Consider the following 16,418-nt stretch of genomic DNA (forward strand, 5'->3'; position numbering starts at 1 on the left):
ATTAGTGCGCGTCGATAAACACAATCTTCAGCACAAACAGCAGCGCCACAACGACCACGCACGGGCTCAGTTCACGCAGACGACCGGTACCGATTTTCATCACACAGTAAGAGATAAAGCCCAGCGCGATCCCTTCGGTAATCGAGAAGCTGAACGGCATCATCACGGCAGTGATAAACGCCGGTACAGATTCAGTGAGATCGTCCCACTTCACGCGCGCCAGACTGGACGTCATTAACACGCCGACGTAAATCAGCGCGCCTGCAGCCGCATAGCCCGGTACCATTCCAGCCAACGGAGAAAGGAAGATCACCAGCAGGAACAGCAGACCAACCACCACCGCGGTCAGGCCAGTACGCCCCCCAACAGAAACGCCGGAAGAGGACTCGATATAAGCAGTGACGGAAGACGTACCAATAAATGCCCCGGTCACAGAGGAGACGCTATCGACAAACAGCGCCTGCTTCATGCGCGGAAATTTCCCTTTTTCATCCGCCAGACCAGCTTTATCAGTTACGCCGATCAATGTGCCGGAGGAGTCAAACAGGTTAACCAGCATGAAGGAGAAAATCACCCCAGCCAGACCAATGTTAAACGACCCCGCCAGATCGACATGCCCAATCACCGACGAGACGCTCGGCGGCGCAGAGACAATGCCGTTATAGTGCACATCACCCAGCATCCAGCCCAACAGCGTAGTGACGATGATGGATACCAGCACGGCGGCGTGAATATTACGTGACGCCAGGATAGCGATGATAAAGAAACCGAGCACGCCCAGCAGGACGCTATGGGAGGTCAGATTACCAATGCTAACCAGCGTTTCCGGATTCGCAACGATGACACCCGCGTTTTTAAGCCCCATCATACCGATGAATAGACCGATACCGCTGGTGATCCCCACGCGCAGACTGACCGGGATATTGGCAATCATCCAGTAACGCACGCGGAAAATTGTCAGCAGCAGCAGACCGACGGCACCCCAGAAAATCGCCCCCATACCGACCTGCCACGACAGGCCCATCGCACCAACCACAACGAAGGCAAAGAACGCATTCAGCCCCATCGCGGGCGCCAGTGCCACCGGCAGGTTAGCGAACAGCCCCATCAGAATGCTGCCGAACGCGGCAATCAGACAGGTGGTCACGAAGACGGCGCTGGTGTCCATGCCAGCAACGCCCAGAATTTGCGGGTTAACAAAAACGATGTAAACCATCGTCAGGAAGGTGGTAAAACCGGCGATCACTTCGGTTCGTACCGTTGTGCCATGTTCGCGCAGTTTGAACACGCGTTCCAGCATCCCCTGACCAGACGTCTGGGTTGTGTGTTGTTGACTCATTATCAATTTCCAAACAAGGAGGGAAAATTCGTCGCTATCCTATACCAAAATGCGACAATAGGGGGTGATTGTGTGAGGTTTTTTTCATTGAATTTGCTTATACGGCAACGATTGCGTTGCACAATCAGGCAGTACGTAAACGTTAAACTTGTGAAAAGGGAAAGGCATGTCCGGAATTGAAGCGGTATTTTTTGACTGTGACGGTACGCTGGTCGACAGTGAAGTGATCTGTTCCCGCGCATACGTCGCAATGTTCCAGGAATTCGGTATCACCCTCGATCTCGAAGAAACTTTTAAACGCTTTAAGGGCGTAAAACTCTACGAAATCATTGATATCATTAACGAGGAGCATGGGGTGACGTTGGCCAAAGCCGACTTAGAACCCGTCTACCGCGCCGAGGTCGCACGCCTGTTCGACTCGGAACTGGAAGTGATCCCTGGTGCGAATACCCTGCTGGACAGCATGACAGTGCCGATGTGCGTGGTCTCTAACGGTCCGGTCAGCAAAATGCAACACTCGCTGGGTAAACTGGGCATGCTGCATCATTTTCCGGACAAACTGTACAGCGGCTACGATATTCAACGCTGGAAGCCCGATCCGGCGCTGATGTTCCACGCAGCAAAAGCGATGAACGTCAACGCACAGAACTGCATTCTGGTCGATGACTCTTCCGCTGGCGCGCAGTCAGGGATTGATGCGGGAATGGAAGTGTTCTACTTCTGTGCCGATCCGCACAACAAGCCTATAGAACATCCCAAAGTGACGACTTTTACCGATTTGGCACAGTTGCCGGCGTTGTGGAAAGCACGCGGCTGGAATATTACCCGGTAATTTTTGTAGGCCCGGTAAGCTTGCGCCACCGGGCAATTGCCGGATGGCGCTAACGCTTATCCGGCTTATTTTCTACGTTTTATCACTCTTTTGGATCTTTACCCGCCAGCAGCTTATCCAGCTCATCACCGCCTACGTGACGGAAATCCTGGCCCTTCACGAAGTAGAAGATGTATTCGCAGATATTCTGGCAGCGGTCGCCGATACGCTCGATAGAGCGCGCGCAGAACAACGCGGTTAACACGCTGGGAATGGTGCGGGAATCTTCCATCATGTAGGTCATCAGTTGACGCACGATCCCTTCGTATTCCTGGTCCACTTTCTTGTCTTCACGGTAGATACGCACTGCTTCATCCAGATCCATCCGCGCAAACGCATCCAGCACGTCGTGCAGCATCTGTATGGTGTGACGCCCCAGTGACTCCAGGCTCACCAGCAGCGGCTGATGCTGCTGGGAGAACTTCTCCAGCGCGGTACGACAGATTTTATCCGCCACGTCGCCAATACGTTCCAGTTCGGCGATGGTTTTGATGATCGCCATCACCAGACGCAGATCGCTCGCCGTCGGCTGGCGCTTGGCGATGATGCGAACACAGGCTTCATCAATCGCCACTTCCATCATATTGACGTGCTTATCGCCATCAACAACGCGTTTCGCCAGCTCGCTGTCCTGATTGTGCATCGCGGTGATGGCATCAGAAAGCTGCTGCTCGACCATGCCGCCCATCGTCATTACCTGAGTGCGGATGCTTTCCAGTTCGGCGTTGAACTGACCGGAAATGTGTTTATTAAGGTTTAAATTGTCCATCATTTCTCCAGATGCCCGGGCATATCAACCGTAGCGGCCAGTAATGTAATCTTCGGTTTGTTTCTTCGCGGGCTTGGTGAACAGGTCGTCCGTGTTGCTGAACTCAATCAACTCGCCCAGGTACATAAACGCCGTATGATCGGAACAACGCGCAGCCTGCTGCATGTTGTGGGTCACGATCACCACGGTGTAATCCTGTTTCAGCTCGGTAATCAGCTCTTCGATACGACCGGTTGAGATCGGATCCAGTGCTGAGCACGGCTCATCCAACAGCAAGACTTCCGGGCGAATGGCGATACCTCGCGCGATGCACAGACGCTGCTGCTGACCACCGGAGAGAGAATATCCGCTCTGGTGCAATTTATCTTTGGTTTCATTCCATAGTGCGGCCTTGGTCAACGCCCACTGCACACGCTCGTCCATATCCGCCCGGGACAGCTTCTCAAACAGACGCACGCCAAAGGCGATATTGTCGTAGATAGACATCGGGAACGGCGTCGGCTTCTGGAACACCATCCCGACTTTGGCACGCAGCAGGGCGATATCCTGGGTATTGGTGAGAATATTGTCACCATCGAGCAGAATTTCACCTTCCGCACGCTGTTCCGGGTAGAGTTCAAACATCTTGTTGAACGTACGCAACAGCGTCGATTTACCGCAGCCAGAAGGCCCGATGAATGCCGTTACCTGGTTCTTTGCAATATCCAGGTTGATGTTCTTCAGGGCATGGAATTTGCCGTAGTAGAAGTTCAAATCACGAACCTGAATCTTACCCGGAGCAGTATCAACCATACTCATTTTACTCTTTTCCTTATCATGCCTGATGGCGCTTCGCTTATCAGGCCTACAACAAATAGGTTCAACCGTAGGCCGCACGCCGCCATCCGGCAACGTGTTAACCGTGTTTGCTCTTGGCGAAAATTACGCGCGCCAGAATGTTCAGCAGCAATACGCACAGCGTGATAATCAGCACCCCGGCCCACGCCAGTTGCTGCCATTCCGCAAACGGGCTCATCGCAAATTTAAAGATGGTGACCGGCAGGTTGGCGATCGGCTGCATCATATCGGTACTCCAGAACTGATTGGAGAGCGCGGTAAACAGCAGCGGAGCGGTTTCACCTGCGATACGCGCAATCGCCAGCAGGATACCGGTCATGATCCCGGAGACAGACGCTTTCAGCGTAATCGCGGAGATCATTTTCCATTTCGGCGTCCCCAGCGCATAAGCCGCTTCACGCAGACTGTCCGGCACCAGCTTCAACATGTTTTCGGTGGTTCGAATCACGATAGGCACCTGCAGCAGCGCCAGCGCAATCACGCCCGCCCAACCGGAGAAGTGCTCCATCTGCGCCACCACAATGGTGTACACGAACAGACCAACCACAATAGACGGGGCGGAAAGCAGAATGTCATTGATGAAGCGAATCACTTCCGCCAGCCAGGATTTGCGACCATATTCCGCCAGATAAATCCCGGCCATGATGCCCAGCGGCGTACCAAACACGGTTGCCCAGAGGATCAACAGACCACTGCCCGCCAGGGCGTTCGCCAGACCGCCACCCGCCGTGTTCGGCGGCGGCGTCATTTCGGTGAACAGCGCCAGCGACATCCCGTCGATACCACGGGAAATGGTGGACATCAGGATCCAGACGAGCCAGAACAGACCAAACGCCATCGTCGCCATAGAAAGCGTCAGGGCGATGCGGTTTTTCATCCGGCGCTTAGCCTGCATTTTGCGGCGGGATTCCGCCAGTTCCGCGCTGGTTTGCATTTCAAGCGTAGCCATTAGCGTGCCCCCTCGTTCTTCGCAAGGCGCAAAATCATAAACTTAGACGCTGCCAGCACGATGAAGGTAATCACGAACAGAATCAGACCCAGTTCCATCAACGCCGCAACGTGCAGGCCAGACTCCGCTTCCGCAAATTCATTCGCCAGCGCCGAGGTGATGCTGTTACCCGGCATATACAGCGATGCGCTGTCGAGCTGGTAGGTGTTGCCGATGATGAAGGTCACCGCCATCGTTTCACCCAGTGCTCGTCCCAGACCCAGCATGATGCCGCCAATTACCCCATTTTTGGTGAACGGCAACACGATGCGCCAGATAACCTCCCAGGTGGTACAGCCGATACCGTAGGCAGACTCTTTCATCATCACCGGCGTCTGTTCAAATACATCACGCATTACAGCTGCAATGTAAGGGATGATCATGATGGCGAGGATCACGCCAGCCGCCAGAATACCGATACCAAACGCCGGGCCGGAGAACAGTGCGCCAACAAACGGAATGTTGGAAAGGATATTACCGACCGGTTCCTGAAAATAAGTGGCAAACAGTGGAGCAAAGATAAACAGGCCCCACATGCCGTAGACGATACTCGGGATAGCTGCCAGCAATTCAATCGCAATCCCCAGCGGACGACGCAGCCAGCCTGGCGCGAGTTCGGTCAGAAACAGGGCAATGCCGAAGCTCACCGGAACGGCGATCAGCAATGCGATAAAAGAGGTGACCAGCGTACCGTAGATCGGTACCAGCGCCCCGTAGATATCGTTTGGCGCGTCCCAGTCTTTGGTCCACAGGAAAGAGAAACCAAATTTCTCAATGCTGGGCCAGGAGGAGATGATCAGAGAGACAATAATGCCACCCAACATCAATAGCACAATCAGCGCAGCCAGTTTTACCAGCGCGCTGAAGATTTTGTCACCCTTTTTACCCGGTGGGTTAAAAGCAGGCTTGGTTGCAGCCATAAATCACTCTTTAAGTTTGGGCCAGGAAGCGCGCATTTTATCGCGCTTCCTGGCTAACGTAATGCCATACCCTAAATAATTCGAGTTGCAGCAAGGCGGCAAGCTTGTGAATCCCCAGGAGCATAGATTCACTATGTGACTGGGGTGAACAAACGCAGCCAACACAGCTGCGGCTCGAAGTATGACGGGTATTTAGTACAACGCTTTACCGCTGCTGTCTTTCACATTGGTCTTCCATGCTGCACGGATCTGCTCTACCACGCTGTCCGGCAGGCTGGCGTAATCCAGGTCATTAGCCTGTTTGCCGCCATTTTTGTATGCCCAGTCGAAGAATTTCAGCACTTCAGCGCCCTGCTCAGGTTTCTTCTGCTCTTTATGAATCAGAATAAAGGTGGTGGAGGTAATCGGCCACGCATCATCACCTTTCTGGTTCGTCAGATCCTGTGCGAAGGATTTACTCCAGTCAGCGCCTTTCGCGGCGTTAGCGAAGTTCTCTTCAGTCGGACTAACCGGTTTACCGTCAGCAGAAACCAGTTTGGTGTATGCCAGGTTGTTCTGCTTAGCGTAAGCGTATTCAACGTAGCCGATGGAACCTGGCAGACGCTGTACGAACGCGGCGATACCGTCGTTACCTTTACCGCCCAGACCGGTTGGCCAGTTAACGGTAGAGCCAGCGCCCACTTTGGTTTTCCACTCTTCGTTCACTTTCGCCAGATAGCTCGTGAAGACGAAGGAGGTACCAGAACCATCGGCACGACGCACAACGGCGATGTTCTGAGAAGGCAGTTTCACGCCTGGGTTCAGTTTGGTGATGGCTTCATCATCCCACTTCTTGATTTTACCCAGGTAGATGTCACCCAGCGTTTTACCATCCAGTACCAGTTCGCCAGACTTCAGACCAGGGATGTTCACCGCCAGTACCACGCCGCCAATCACGGTCGGGAACTGGAACAGTCCTTCCTGATTCAGTTTTTCGTCAGACAGCGGCGCATCAGAGGCACCGAAATCAACGGTATTCGCTGTAATTTGTTTAACACCACCGGAGGAGCCGATACCCTGGTAGTTAACTTTACTACCGGTCTCTTTCTGATAAGTATCAGCCCATTTGGCATACACCGGCGCAGGAAAAGTTGCACCTGCGCCTGTCAGACTTGCTGCTGCTAATGCAGAGAAAGCGCTCATAGATAAGGTCGCGGCGACAACAGTTGCGACAGTGGTACGCATAACTTTCATAATGTCTCCTGCAAGATTTTCGTAAATCATTGTTAAGTGGCTACGATGAGCAAAATAGGACAAACAGGTGACAGTTAAATGTACGAAATATGACAGTTTTATGACAATGAAAATTTCCGTTAAATCAGAATGATTTTTTTCCTGTTTATCATTAAGTTAACTGAAAATATGACAATAGCTTTTCAGGAAAATTTTCTTTTTGTGACACTGAAAAAAGTAGCTGAAGATGACGATTTGTCACAGTAAAACGGCGGGAAAATTGATTAAAAACAGCACAGGAATGAAAAAAAATGCCCCGCTTTCGCAGGGCATGAGCGTTTTACTCGACGGTAACTGATTTTGCCAGGTTGCGCGGCTGATCCACGTCGGTGCCTTTAATCAGCGCCACGTGATAAGCCAGCAGTTGCAGCGGCACGGTATAGAAGATCGGTGCAATCACCTCTTCCACATGCGGCATCTCAATGATGTGCATATTGTCGCTGCTGGCAAAACCGGCGTCCTGATCGGCGAAGACATACAGCTGACCGCCACGGGCGCGCACTTCTTCAATGTTGGACTTCAGTTTTTCCAGCAGTTCGTTGTTTGGTGCAACAACGATAACCGGCATATCGGCATCAATCAGCGCCAGCGGGCCGTGTTTCAGCTCACCTGCCGCATAGGCTTCTGCGTGGATATAGGAGATCTCTTTCAGCTTCAACGCGCCTTCGAGAGCGATCGGATACTGATCGCCACGGCCCAGGAACAGGGCATGGTGTTTGTCAGAGAAATCTTCAGCCAACGCTTCAATGCGTTTGTCCTGAGAGAGCATTTGCTCGATACGGCTCGGCAGCGCCTGCAGGCCATGAACAATGTCATGCTCAATGGACGCATCCAGACCTTTCAGACGCGCCAGTTTCGCCACCAGCATCAGTAGAACGGTTAACTGAGTGGTAAAGGCTTTCGTCGACGCCACGCCGATTTCCGTGCCGGCATTGGTCATCATCGCCAAATCCGATTCACGTACCAGAGAAGACCCCGGAACGTTACAGATGGCGAGTGAACCCAGATAGCCCAGTTCTTTCGACAAACGCAGGCCTGCCAGCGTATCCGCCGTTTCACCCGACTGAGACAGCGTGATCATCAGGCTATTACGGCGTACTGCTGATTTGCGGTAGCGGAATTCAGAAGCGATTTCGACGTCGCACGGAATACCGGCCAAAGATTCAAACCAGTAGCGAGAAACCATCCCGGAGTTGTAAGACGTGCCACACGCGATGATCTGGATATGCTCAACCTGAGACAACAGCTCGTTAGCTTTTGGCCCAAGTTCGCTTAAATCCACTTCGCCGTGACTGATGCGCCCGGTCAGAGTGTTTTTAATCGCATTCGGTTGTTCGTAAATCTCTTTCTGCATGTAGTGGCGATAGATACCTTTATCACCCGCGTCATATTGCAGATTAGATTCGATATCCTGACGCTTCACGTCCGCGCCCGTTTTATCAAAAATCGCGACGGAACGGCGAGTCACTTCCGCAATATCGCCTTCTTCCAGGAAGATAAAGCGACGGGTCACCGGCAGCAGCGCCAACTGATCGGAGGCGATAAAGTTTTCGCCCATTCCCAGACCGATAACCAGCGGGCTACCTGAACGTGCAGCCAGCAACGTATCTGGATGACGGGTATCCATGATGACCGTACCGTACGCGCCGCGCAGTTGCGGGATGGTACGCAGCACAGCATCACGCAGCGTACCGCCCTGTTTCAGCTCCCAGTGCACTAAGTGAGCAATTACTTCGGTGTCGGTTTCTGAAACGAAAGTATAGCCACGCGCTTTAAGTTCTTCACGCAGTGGTTCATGGTTTTCGATGATGCCGTTATGCACCACCACAATGTGTTCAGAAACATGCGGATGCGCGTTTGCTTCTGAAGGTTCGCCATGCGTAGCCCAACGGGTGTGAGCAATACCAGTACCGCCATGCAGCGGATGTTCTTCCGCAGCCTGAGACAGCATCTGTACTTTACCCAGACGACGCAGACGGGTCATATGACCTTCTGCATCTACCACGGCCAGACCCGCAGAGTCGTAACCACGGTATTCCAGACGACGTAAACCTTCGAGAAGGATTTCAGCTACATCACGTTGCGCGATAGCGCCAACAATTCCACACATAGTTTTTTATTCCGAATCAAGGCATTATGCCTGTCGTTGTCTTTCGACCTGTATGCCCGTATTTTGGGCGCCCCGAGCCTTGTAGAGAGTGGGGTTATTTTTATGGGTACTGCTGGGGGGAAATATATCTTTACTTCCTCACCCGGGTTGGCCTGATGCAGGCAACGCCTTATCCGGCCAACAAAACATCACTGAACGTAGGCCGGATAAGCGAAAGCGCCATCCGGCAAAAATATCTACTTTTTCTTCACCGGGCGTTTCCAGCCCTGCTTATTCACCTGCGGAACACGGCTGATGACCAACTCATTATCAGCCACGTTACGGGTGACGGTGGTCCCGGCAGCGATGGTTGCCCCATGGCCTACGGTCACTGGCGCCACCAGCTGAGTATCGGATCCGACAAACACATCGTCGCCAATAATGGTTTTAAACTTGTTCGCGCCGTCGTAGTTGCAGGTAATGGTGCCTGCGCCAATGTTCACATTGTCGCCAATTTCCGCATCGCCCAGATAGGTCAGGTGACCGGCTTTTGAGCCTTTGCCGAGACGCGCTTTCTTCATCTCAACGAAGTTACCGACGTGAGCACCTTCCATCAGTTGCGCACCAGGGCGCAGACGAGCGAAGGGTCCAATGGTGCAGGCCGCGTCCAGATGGGCATCTTCCACTACGCTGTACGGGCTGATTTCACAGTCATCACCAATAACGCTGTTTTTAATGACGCAGCCCGCGCCAATCTTCACGCGATGGCCCAACGTGACCTGACCTTCGATGATAACGTTAGTATCAATTTCAACATCTCGCCCGTGAACGAGCGTTCCGCGCAGGTCAAAACGCGCCGGATCGCGCAGCATCACGCCCGCCAGCAGCAGTTTTTCTGCCTGCTCGGACTGGTAAACACGCTCCAGGCGGGAGAGCTGAAGACGGTTATTTACCCCTTCAGTTTCGCTAATACGCGCCGGATGTACCGCCGCAATCTCCCGCCCTTCCTGGTAGGCCATCGCAATGATGTCAGTGATGTAGTATTCACCCTGCGCGTTGTTATTGGTCAGTTTAGACAGCCAGCGTTTCATGTCCGCGCCATTGGCAATCAGGATCCCGGTGTTGATTTCCTGAATCCTGCGCTGTTCCTCGCTGGCATCTTTATGCTCAACGATGCCGGTCACTTTGCCGTTTTCACGGGTGATGCGACCATAGCCGCTCGGATCGTCCAGCACGACGGTCAACAAACCGATGCCGCCCTGGGGTTTAGCTTCACGCAGGCGAGTCAGGGTTTCAACGGAGATCAGCGGGACATCACCGTAGAGCATTAAAATGTCTTCATCATCGCCAAAGAACGGCGCTGCCTGCTGCATCGCATGGCCGGTGCCCAGCTGCTCCGCCTGTAACACCCAGTTCAGGTTGTCTTCTTTCAGGCTTTCTTTAAGCAGATCGCCACCGTGGCCGTAGACCAGATGCACCTGAGATGAGCCTAATTCATTTGCTACATCAATGACATGCTGAACCATCGATTTCCCGGCAAGGGTGTGCAGCACTTTTGGAAGATCGGAATACATGCGTGTACCTTTGCCTGCGGCAAGGATCACTACGCTCATCGCTTTATTCAACATACGCGCCCTGACTGTAATTTGAGAACGAATTTATACCGTTTCACGTTGAAAATACTACATTTTTTTCGTCGTGAAATGGGCAGAGGATAAAACGCACAATCGCGAATTTTCCCCAACGAAGATAGAGACATTTTCGTCCATTGCTGCGACTTTTGTCTTCTGAAATGTCACCTGATATCGCGATTAACGCGCCAGGCTAATGTTTTTGCTCTTTTTTTGATCCCTAAAGAAAGATGACGCAAACAGCACATTAATGACAGGCAAAAAAAAAACCAGCCTGAAATCAGACTGGTTTTCATTTTTTCAACCCGGTGTTACATCGCTTTTTTGGTCAACTCGATAACGCGCAGTTTCGCGATCGCTTTGGCCAGTTCCGCAGATGCCTGAGCGTAATCCACGTCACCATGAGAGCTCTTAATGTGCTCTTCAGCCTTACGTTTCGCTTCCAGGGCTCTCGCTTCATCGAGATCCTGCCCGCGAATCGCGGTATCAGCCAGTACGGTCACGCTGCCAGGTTGCACTTCAAGAATGCCGCCAGACAGGTAGATAAACTCTTCATGACCGAACTGTTTAACGATGCGGATCATACCAGGCTTAATGGCGGTGAGCAGTGGGGCGTGCCCTGGGAAAATACCCAGTTCACCTTCACTACCCGTTACCTGGATTTTCTCGACCAGACCAGAGAACATTTGTTGCTCTGCGCTGACGACGTCCAGGTGGTAAGTCATTGCCATATCACCCTCCGATTAAGGCGTTAAAGTTTTTTGGCTTTTTCTACGGCTTCGTCGATAGAACCAACCATGTAGAACGCCTGCTCTGGCAGGTGGTCATACTCGCCTTCCATGATGCCTTTAAAGCCACGGATGGTGTCTTTCAGGGAAACGTATTTACCCGGAGAACCGGTGAATACTTCCGCAACGAAGAACGGCTGGGACAGGAAGCGCTGGATCTTACGCGCACGTGCTACCACCAGTTTGTCTTCTTCAGACAGTTCATCCATACCCAGGATGGCGATGATGTCTTTCAGTTCCTGATAACGTTGCAGCAGGGACTGTACACCACGCGCGGTGTCGTAGTGTTCCTGGCCAACCACCAGTGGATCCAACTGACGGCTTGTAGAATCCAGCGGGTCAACGGCCGGGTAGATACCCAGAGACGCGATCTGACGGCTCAGTACCACGGTTGCATCTAAGTGAGCAAAGGTGGTGGCTGGCGACGGGTCAGTCAAGTCATCCGCAGGTACGTATACCGCCTGAACGGAAGTGATAGAACCGGTTTTGGTAGAAGTGATACGTTCCTGCAGAACACCCATCTCTTCCGCCAGGGTCGGCTGGTAACCTACCGCTGATGGCATACGACCCAGCAGTGCGGAAACTTCCGTACCGGCCAGGGTGTAACGATAGATGTTATCGACGAACAGCAGTACGTCACGACCTTCGTCACGGAATTTCTCTGCCATGGTCAGACCGGTCAGTGCAACGCGCAGACGGTTTCCCGGCGGCTCGTTCATCTGGCCATATACCAGGGATACTTTATCCAGAACGTTGGAGTCGGTCATTTCGTGGTAGAAGTCGTTACCCTCACGAGTACGTTCACCTACGCCCGCAAACACGGAGTAACCGGAGTGCTCGATCGCGATGTTACGGATAAGCTCCATCATGTTTACGGTTTTACCTACACCCGCACCACCGAACAGACCGACTTTACCGCCCTTCGCGAACGGACACATCAGGTCGATAACTTTGATACCGGTTTCCAGCAGTTCCTGAGAGCTGGACAGCTCTTCATAGGACGGTGCTGCGCGGTGGATAGCCCAACGCTCTTCTTCACCGATATCGCCTTTCATGTCGATCGGGTGACCCAGGACGTTCATGATACGACCCAGGGTTGCTTTACCTACCGGGACTTCGATCGGATGCTCGAGGTCTTTGACTTCCAGACCACGACGCAGACCGTCGGAAGAACCCATTGCGATGGTACGTACGATACCGCCGCCGAGCTGCTGCTGAACTTCCAGCACCAGACTCTCTTTACCATTCATAACCTCAAGAGCATCGTACACGCGCGGTACGGCATCCTGAGGGAATTCGACGTCAACCACGGCGCCGATTACCTGGACAATTTTTCCAGTAGCCATCTTGAATCCTCTACGAATTAACCTGGTTATACCGCGGATGCACCACCGACGATCTCGGTGAGTTCCTGAGTAATGCTGGCCTGACGAGCTTTGTTGTATACCAACTGCAGCTCTTTAATCAGGCTGCCGCCATTGTCGGTCGCGGCTTTCATCGCCACCATACGTGCGGCCTGCTCGCTGGCCAGGTTTTCTACCACGCCCTGATAAACCTGAGATTCAACGTAACGACGCAGCAGGGTATCCAGCAGCGGTTTCGGATCAGGTTCATACAGGTAATCCCAGGCTTTTTGTTTTAACTCTTCATCTTCTGATGCCGGTAATGGCAGCAGTTGAGTCAGCGTCGGAACCTGAGACATGGTGTTGATAAATTTGTTACTGACAACGTACAGTCTGTCCAGACGACCTTCATCGTAAGCCTGCAGCATCACTTTAACCGGACCGATCAGTTCGGACAGGGAAGGGTTATCCCCCATACCGGTTACCTGCGCAACCACATTACCGCCAACGGAATTAAAGAAAGACACGCCCTTAGAGCCGATCATTGCGATGTCGCACTGAACGCCTTTATCGGACCATGTTTTCATATCCGCCAGCAGCTTTTTGAACAGGTTAATGTTCAAGCCACCGCACAGACCACGGTCAGTCGACACCACCAGGTAGCCCACGCGTTTAACGTCGCGTTCTTCCAGGTACGGGTGCTTATATTCCAGATTACCATTCGCAAGGTGACCAATCACTTTGCGCATGGTCTCTGCATAAGGACGGCTGGCCGCCATGCGATCCTGCGATTTACGCATTTTGGAAGCGGCGACCATCTCCATCGCTTTAGTGATCTTCTGCGTGTTCTGGACGCTTGCGATCTTACTACGTATCTCTTTTGCGCCGGCCATGAGCTTCTCCTCAATGCCTTGCGGCCTGTCCTAAGACAAGCCGCCAGACGTTACCAGGACTGGGTTGCTTTGAAGGAATCGAGGATAGCTTTCAGCTTGCCTTCGATTTCGTCGTTATAGTTACCAGTCTGGTTGATTTCTTGCATCAGCGGAGCATGGTCACGGTCGACATAAGCCAGCAGAGCGGCTTCGAAGCTACCGATTTTCGCCAGTTCCACATCTTCGAGGTAACCGCGTTCAGCCGCGAACAGAACCACACCCTGTTGTGCTACAGACATAGGGGCATACTGTTTCTGCTTCAGCAGCTCGGTCACTTTCTGACCGTGGCTCAGCTGTTTACGGGTTGCTTCGTCCAGATCGGATGCGAACTGAGAGAACGCAGCCAGTTCACGATACTGTGCCAGCGCGGTACGGATACCACCGGACAGTTTCTTGATAATCTTGGTCTGAGCAGCACCACCTACACGAGATACGGAGATACCCGGGTTAACCGCCGGACGAATACCGGAGTTGAACAGGTTAGTTTCCAGGAAGATCTGACCATCGGTAATCGAAATTACGTTGGTCGGAACGAACGCAGAAACGTCACCCGCCTGAGTTTCGATAATCGGCAGAGCGGTCAGGGAGCCGGTTTTACCTTTCACTTCACCCTTGGTGAAGTTCTCAACGTATTCCGCGTTAACGCGGGATGCGCGCTCCAGCAGACGGGAGTGGAGGTAGAACACGTCGCCCGGGAATGCTTCACGTCCTGGCGGACGACGGAGCAGCAGGGAAACCTGACGGTAAGCAACAGCCTGTTTAGACAGGTCATCATAAACGATCAGCGCATCTTCACCGCGATCACGGAAGTATTCGCCCATTGCGCAACCGGCATACGGCGCCAGGTATTGCAGTGCAGCAGATTCAGACGCGGTCGCTACCACAACGATGGTGTTAGACAGTGCGCCGTGTTCTTCCAGTTTACGAACCACGTTAGAAATGGTGGACGCTTTCTGGCCGATAGCCACGTACACACATTTAATGCCGGAATCACGCTGGTTGATGATGGCATCGATTGCCATCGCGGTTTTACCGGTCTGACGGTCACCGATGATCAATTCACGCTGACCACGACCGATTGGGATCATGGCATCAACGGATTTATAACCAGTCTGCACCGGCTGATCGACGGACTGACGTTCGATTACGCCTGGTGCGATAACTTCGATTGGCGAGAAGCCATCGTTATCAACCGGACCTTTACCGTCAATCGGAGAACCCAGTGTGTTAACCACACGGCCCAGCAGGCCACGGCCAACCGGAACTTCCAGAATACGACCCGTACACTTAACCTTCATACCTTCGGCGAGGTCAGCGTATGGACCCATCACCACTGCACCCACGGAGTCGCGCTCCAGGTTCAGTGCGATAGCGTAACGGTTACCCGGCAGGGAAATCATCTCACCCTGCATACAATCGGCCAGGCCGTGAATGCGGATAACACCGTCACTTACAGAAACAATAGTACCTTCGTTGTGAGCTTCACTCACAACATTGAACTGAGCAATGCGCTGCTTGATCAGTTCGCTGATTTCGGTGGAATTCAGTTGCATGCTCCAGTCCCCTTAAGACTGCAAGACGTCTGCAAGACGTTCAAGACGGCCGCGTACGCTGCCATCAATGACCATATCACCCGCACGGATGATTACGCCCGCCATTACAGACTTATCGATTTTGCAATTCAGCTTAACTTTGCGTGACAGACGTTTTTCCATCGCAGCGCTAATCTTCGCAAGCTGTTCTTCACTCAGTTCGTTCGCGGAAGTGACTTCTACCTCAGAGATAGACTCACTCGCGGCACGCAGGTGAATAAACTGCTCAAGAACATCCGGGAGCGCGTTCAGACGGTTATTCTCAGCCATCACCTTAATCAGGTTCTGACCGTTTTCGTCCAGTTGCTCACCGCAAACTGCGATAAACGACCCGGCGAGCGTTTCCGGCGCCAGTGCGCCAGAGAGAAGCTCTGCCATTTGTTCGTTCTTAGTCACCTCGGCGGCAAACGCCAGCATGTCCTGCCAGCGCTCTACACTTTGGTGTTCGACGGCAAAGTCAAAAGCTGCTTTGGCGTAGGGGCGAGCTACCGTAACAAATTCAGACATCAGCCCCTCCCTCCTTACAGTTCAGCGACAAGTTTATCCACGATGTCGCTGTTAGCAGCTTCATCCACGGAACGTTCGATGATCTTCTCGGCGCCAGCAACAGCCAGGATAGCAACTTGCTTACGCAGCTCTTCACGGGCACGTTTACGCTCGGCATCAATTTCCGCCTGCGCCTGGGCCACGATTTTAGTACGTTCCTGTTCTGCTTCCGTTTTGGCTTCGTCCAGGATCTGAGCGCGACGTTTGTTCGCCTGCTCGATGATTACCTGAGCTTCCGCCTTCGCTTTTTTCAGCTGGTCGGTCGCGCTGGCCTTTGCAAGGTCAAGATCCTTGTGTGCGCGTTCAGCAGAAGCAAGACCGTCAGCAATTTCTTTTTGACGCTTCTCGATGGCAGCCATTAACGGCGGCCATACATACTTCATGCAGAACAGAACAAACAGGACAAACGCGATGGCCTGGCCGAGGATTGTTGCGTTAAGATTCACAGCACAATGCCTCTATCTAGTTAACGTTCTGATATTGCTCTTAATTCAAGCAACG

General features: G+C 52.8%; 15 protein-coding genes. 1 reads left to right on the forward strand and 14 read right to left on the reverse strand.

The genetic code is table 11. From position 1 onward, the window contains the following. Window position 1: 1 nt before the first annotated feature. A complete protein-coding gene (adeP, locus tag JTI98_RS04975; protein ID WP_054177153.1) occupies window positions 2–1,339 on the reverse strand; it encodes an adenine permease AdeP in 1,338 nt (445 codons plus the stop codon). 166 nt (window positions 1,340–1,505) lie between these two features. Here adeP and yieH point away from each other — a divergent pair, with 166 nt between their 5' ends. Next, complete coding sequence (gene yieH / locus JTI98_RS04980; RefSeq protein WP_042998745.1) at window positions 1,506–2,171, forward strand: 6-phosphogluconate phosphatase; 666 nt, start codon at window positions 1,506–1,508, stop codon at window positions 2,169–2,171. 82 nt (window positions 2,172–2,253) lie between these two features. Here yieH and phoU read toward each other — a convergent pair whose 3' ends face one another. The 13 genes from phoU to atpF all read right to left on the reverse strand — a co-directional run bounded on the left by phoU (window position 2,254) and on the right by atpF (window position 16,363). Then, window positions 2,254–2,979: a phosphate signaling complex protein PhoU gene (phoU, locus tag JTI98_RS04985; RefSeq protein WP_042998746.1), complete on the reverse strand. Its 726-nt coding sequence runs from the start codon at window positions 2,977–2,979 to the stop codon at window positions 2,254–2,256. A gap of 24 nt (window positions 2,980–3,003) precedes the next feature. Beyond that, window positions 3,004–3,777 carry a phosphate ABC transporter ATP-binding protein PstB gene (pstB, locus tag JTI98_RS04990; protein WP_042998747.1) on the reverse strand — a complete coding sequence of 258 codons (774 nt, stop codon included), beginning with the start codon at window positions 3,775–3,777 and terminating at the stop codon, window positions 3,004–3,006. A gap of 97 nt (window positions 3,778–3,874) precedes the next feature. Then, entirely contained in the window at window positions 3,875–4,765 is an 891-nt protein-coding gene (gene pstA / locus JTI98_RS04995) for a phosphate ABC transporter permease PstA (protein WP_042998748.1), read from the reverse strand. Beyond that, window positions 4,765–5,724: a phosphate ABC transporter permease PstC gene (pstC, locus tag JTI98_RS05000; RefSeq protein WP_042323550.1), complete on the reverse strand. Its 960-nt coding sequence runs from the start codon at window positions 5,722–5,724 to the stop codon at window positions 4,765–4,767. The genes pstA and pstC overlap by 1 nt, the downstream gene beginning before the upstream one ends. 192 nt (window positions 5,725–5,916) lie before the next feature. Then, window positions 5,917–6,957: a phosphate ABC transporter substrate-binding protein PstS gene (gene pstS, locus JTI98_RS05005; RefSeq protein WP_044268157.1), complete on the reverse strand. Its 1,041-nt coding sequence runs from the start codon at window positions 6,955–6,957 to the stop codon at window positions 5,917–5,919. A gap of 319 nt (window positions 6,958–7,276) precedes the next feature. After that, complete coding sequence (gene glmS / locus JTI98_RS05010) at window positions 7,277–9,106, reverse strand: glutamine--fructose-6-phosphate transaminase (isomerizing) (RefSeq protein ID WP_044256178.1); 1,830 nt, start codon at window positions 9,104–9,106, stop codon at window positions 7,277–7,279. 236 nt (window positions 9,107–9,342) lie between these two features. After that, a complete protein-coding gene (gene glmU / locus JTI98_RS05015) occupies window positions 9,343–10,713 on the reverse strand; it encodes a bifunctional UDP-N-acetylglucosamine diphosphorylase/glucosamine-1-phosphate N-acetyltransferase GlmU (RefSeq protein WP_044256180.1) in 1,371 nt (456 codons plus the stop codon). 314 nt (window positions 10,714–11,027) lie between these two features. Then, on the reverse strand, window positions 11,028–11,447 hold the full coding sequence (locus JTI98_RS05020) for a F0F1 ATP synthase subunit epsilon (protein WP_003023809.1): 420 nt from the start codon (window positions 11,445–11,447) through the stop codon (window positions 11,028–11,030). A 20-nt stretch (window positions 11,448–11,467) separates the two neighbouring features. Continuing rightward, a complete protein-coding gene (gene atpD, locus JTI98_RS05025; protein WP_003023806.1) occupies window positions 11,468–12,850 on the reverse strand; it encodes a F0F1 ATP synthase subunit beta in 1,383 nt (460 codons plus the stop codon). A gap of 26 nt (window positions 12,851–12,876) precedes the next feature. Beyond that, the gene (atpG, locus tag JTI98_RS05030; RefSeq protein ID WP_005121458.1) at window positions 12,877–13,740 is read right to left on the reverse strand and encodes a F0F1 ATP synthase subunit gamma; all 864 of its coding nucleotides are present in this window, start codon (window positions 13,738–13,740) and stop codon (window positions 12,877–12,879) included. 50 nt (window positions 13,741–13,790) lie between these two features. Beyond that, window positions 13,791–15,332, reverse strand: coding sequence for a F0F1 ATP synthase subunit alpha (atpA, locus tag JTI98_RS05035; RefSeq protein ID WP_042998753.1), 1,542 nt, complete (start codon window positions 15,330–15,332; stop codon window positions 13,791–13,793). A 12-nt stretch (window positions 15,333–15,344) separates the two neighbouring features. After that, the gene (gene atpH / locus JTI98_RS05040) at window positions 15,345–15,878 is read right to left on the reverse strand and encodes a F0F1 ATP synthase subunit delta (RefSeq protein WP_042998754.1); all 534 of its coding nucleotides are present in this window, start codon (window positions 15,876–15,878) and stop codon (window positions 15,345–15,347) included. A 14-nt stretch (window positions 15,879–15,892) separates the two neighbouring features. Beyond that, complete coding sequence (atpF, locus tag JTI98_RS05045; RefSeq protein WP_003827022.1) at window positions 15,893–16,363, reverse strand: F0F1 ATP synthase subunit B; 471 nt, start codon at window positions 16,361–16,363, stop codon at window positions 15,893–15,895. Window positions 16,364–16,418 lie beyond the last annotated feature (55 nt).

The sequence above is a fragment of the Citrobacter sp. MGH 55 genome (assembly GCF_016906145.1).
Lineage (GTDB): Bacteria > Pseudomonadota > Gammaproteobacteria > Enterobacterales > Enterobacteriaceae > Citrobacter_A > Citrobacter_A amalonaticus.

Coding starts and splice junctions, on each gene's coding strand:
- atpA (WP_042998753.1), bottom strand. CDS start 15,332: ATGCAACTGAATTCCACCGAAATCAGCGAACTGATCAAGCAGCGCATT.
- atpG (WP_005121458.1), bottom strand. CDS start 13,740: ATGGCCGGCGCAAAAGAGATACGTAGTAAGATCGCAAGCGTCCAGAAC.
- phoU (WP_042998746.1), bottom strand. CDS start 2,979: ATGGACAATTTAAACCTTAATAAACACATTTCCGGTCAGTTCAACGCC.
- yieH (WP_042998745.1), top strand. CDS start 1,506: ATGTCCGGAATTGAAGCGGTATTTTTTGACTGTGACGGTACGCTGGTC.
- glmS (WP_044256178.1), bottom strand. CDS start 9,106: ATGTGTGGAATTGTTGGCGCTATCGCGCAACGTGATGTAGCTGAAATC.
- pstS (WP_044268157.1), bottom strand. CDS start 6,957: ATGAAAGTTATGCGTACCACTGTCGCAACTGTTGTCGCCGCGACCTTA.
- pstB (WP_042998747.1), bottom strand. CDS start 3,777: ATGAGTATGGTTGATACTGCTCCGGGTAAGATTCAGGTTCGTGATTTG.
- adeP (WP_054177153.1), bottom strand. CDS start 1,339: ATGAGTCAACAACACACAACCCAGACGTCTGGTCAGGGGATGCTGGAA.
- JTI98_RS05020 (WP_003023809.1), bottom strand. CDS start 11,447: ATGGCAATGACTTACCACCTGGACGTCGTCAGCGCAGAGCAACAAATG.
- atpH (WP_042998754.1), bottom strand. CDS start 15,878: ATGTCTGAATTTGTTACGGTAGCTCGCCCCTACGCCAAAGCAGCTTTT.
- glmU (WP_044256180.1), bottom strand. CDS start 10,713: ATGTTGAATAAAGCGATGAGCGTAGTGATCCTTGCCGCAGGCAAAGGT.
- pstC (WP_042323550.1), bottom strand. CDS start 5,724: ATGGCTGCAACCAAGCCTGCTTTTAACCCACCGGGTAAAAAGGGTGAC.
- pstA (WP_042998748.1), bottom strand. CDS start 4,765: ATGGCTACGCTTGAAATGCAAACCAGCGCGGAACTGGCGGAATCCCGC.
- atpD (WP_003023806.1), bottom strand. CDS start 12,850: ATGGCTACTGGAAAAATTGTCCAGGTAATCGGCGCCGTGGTTGACGTC.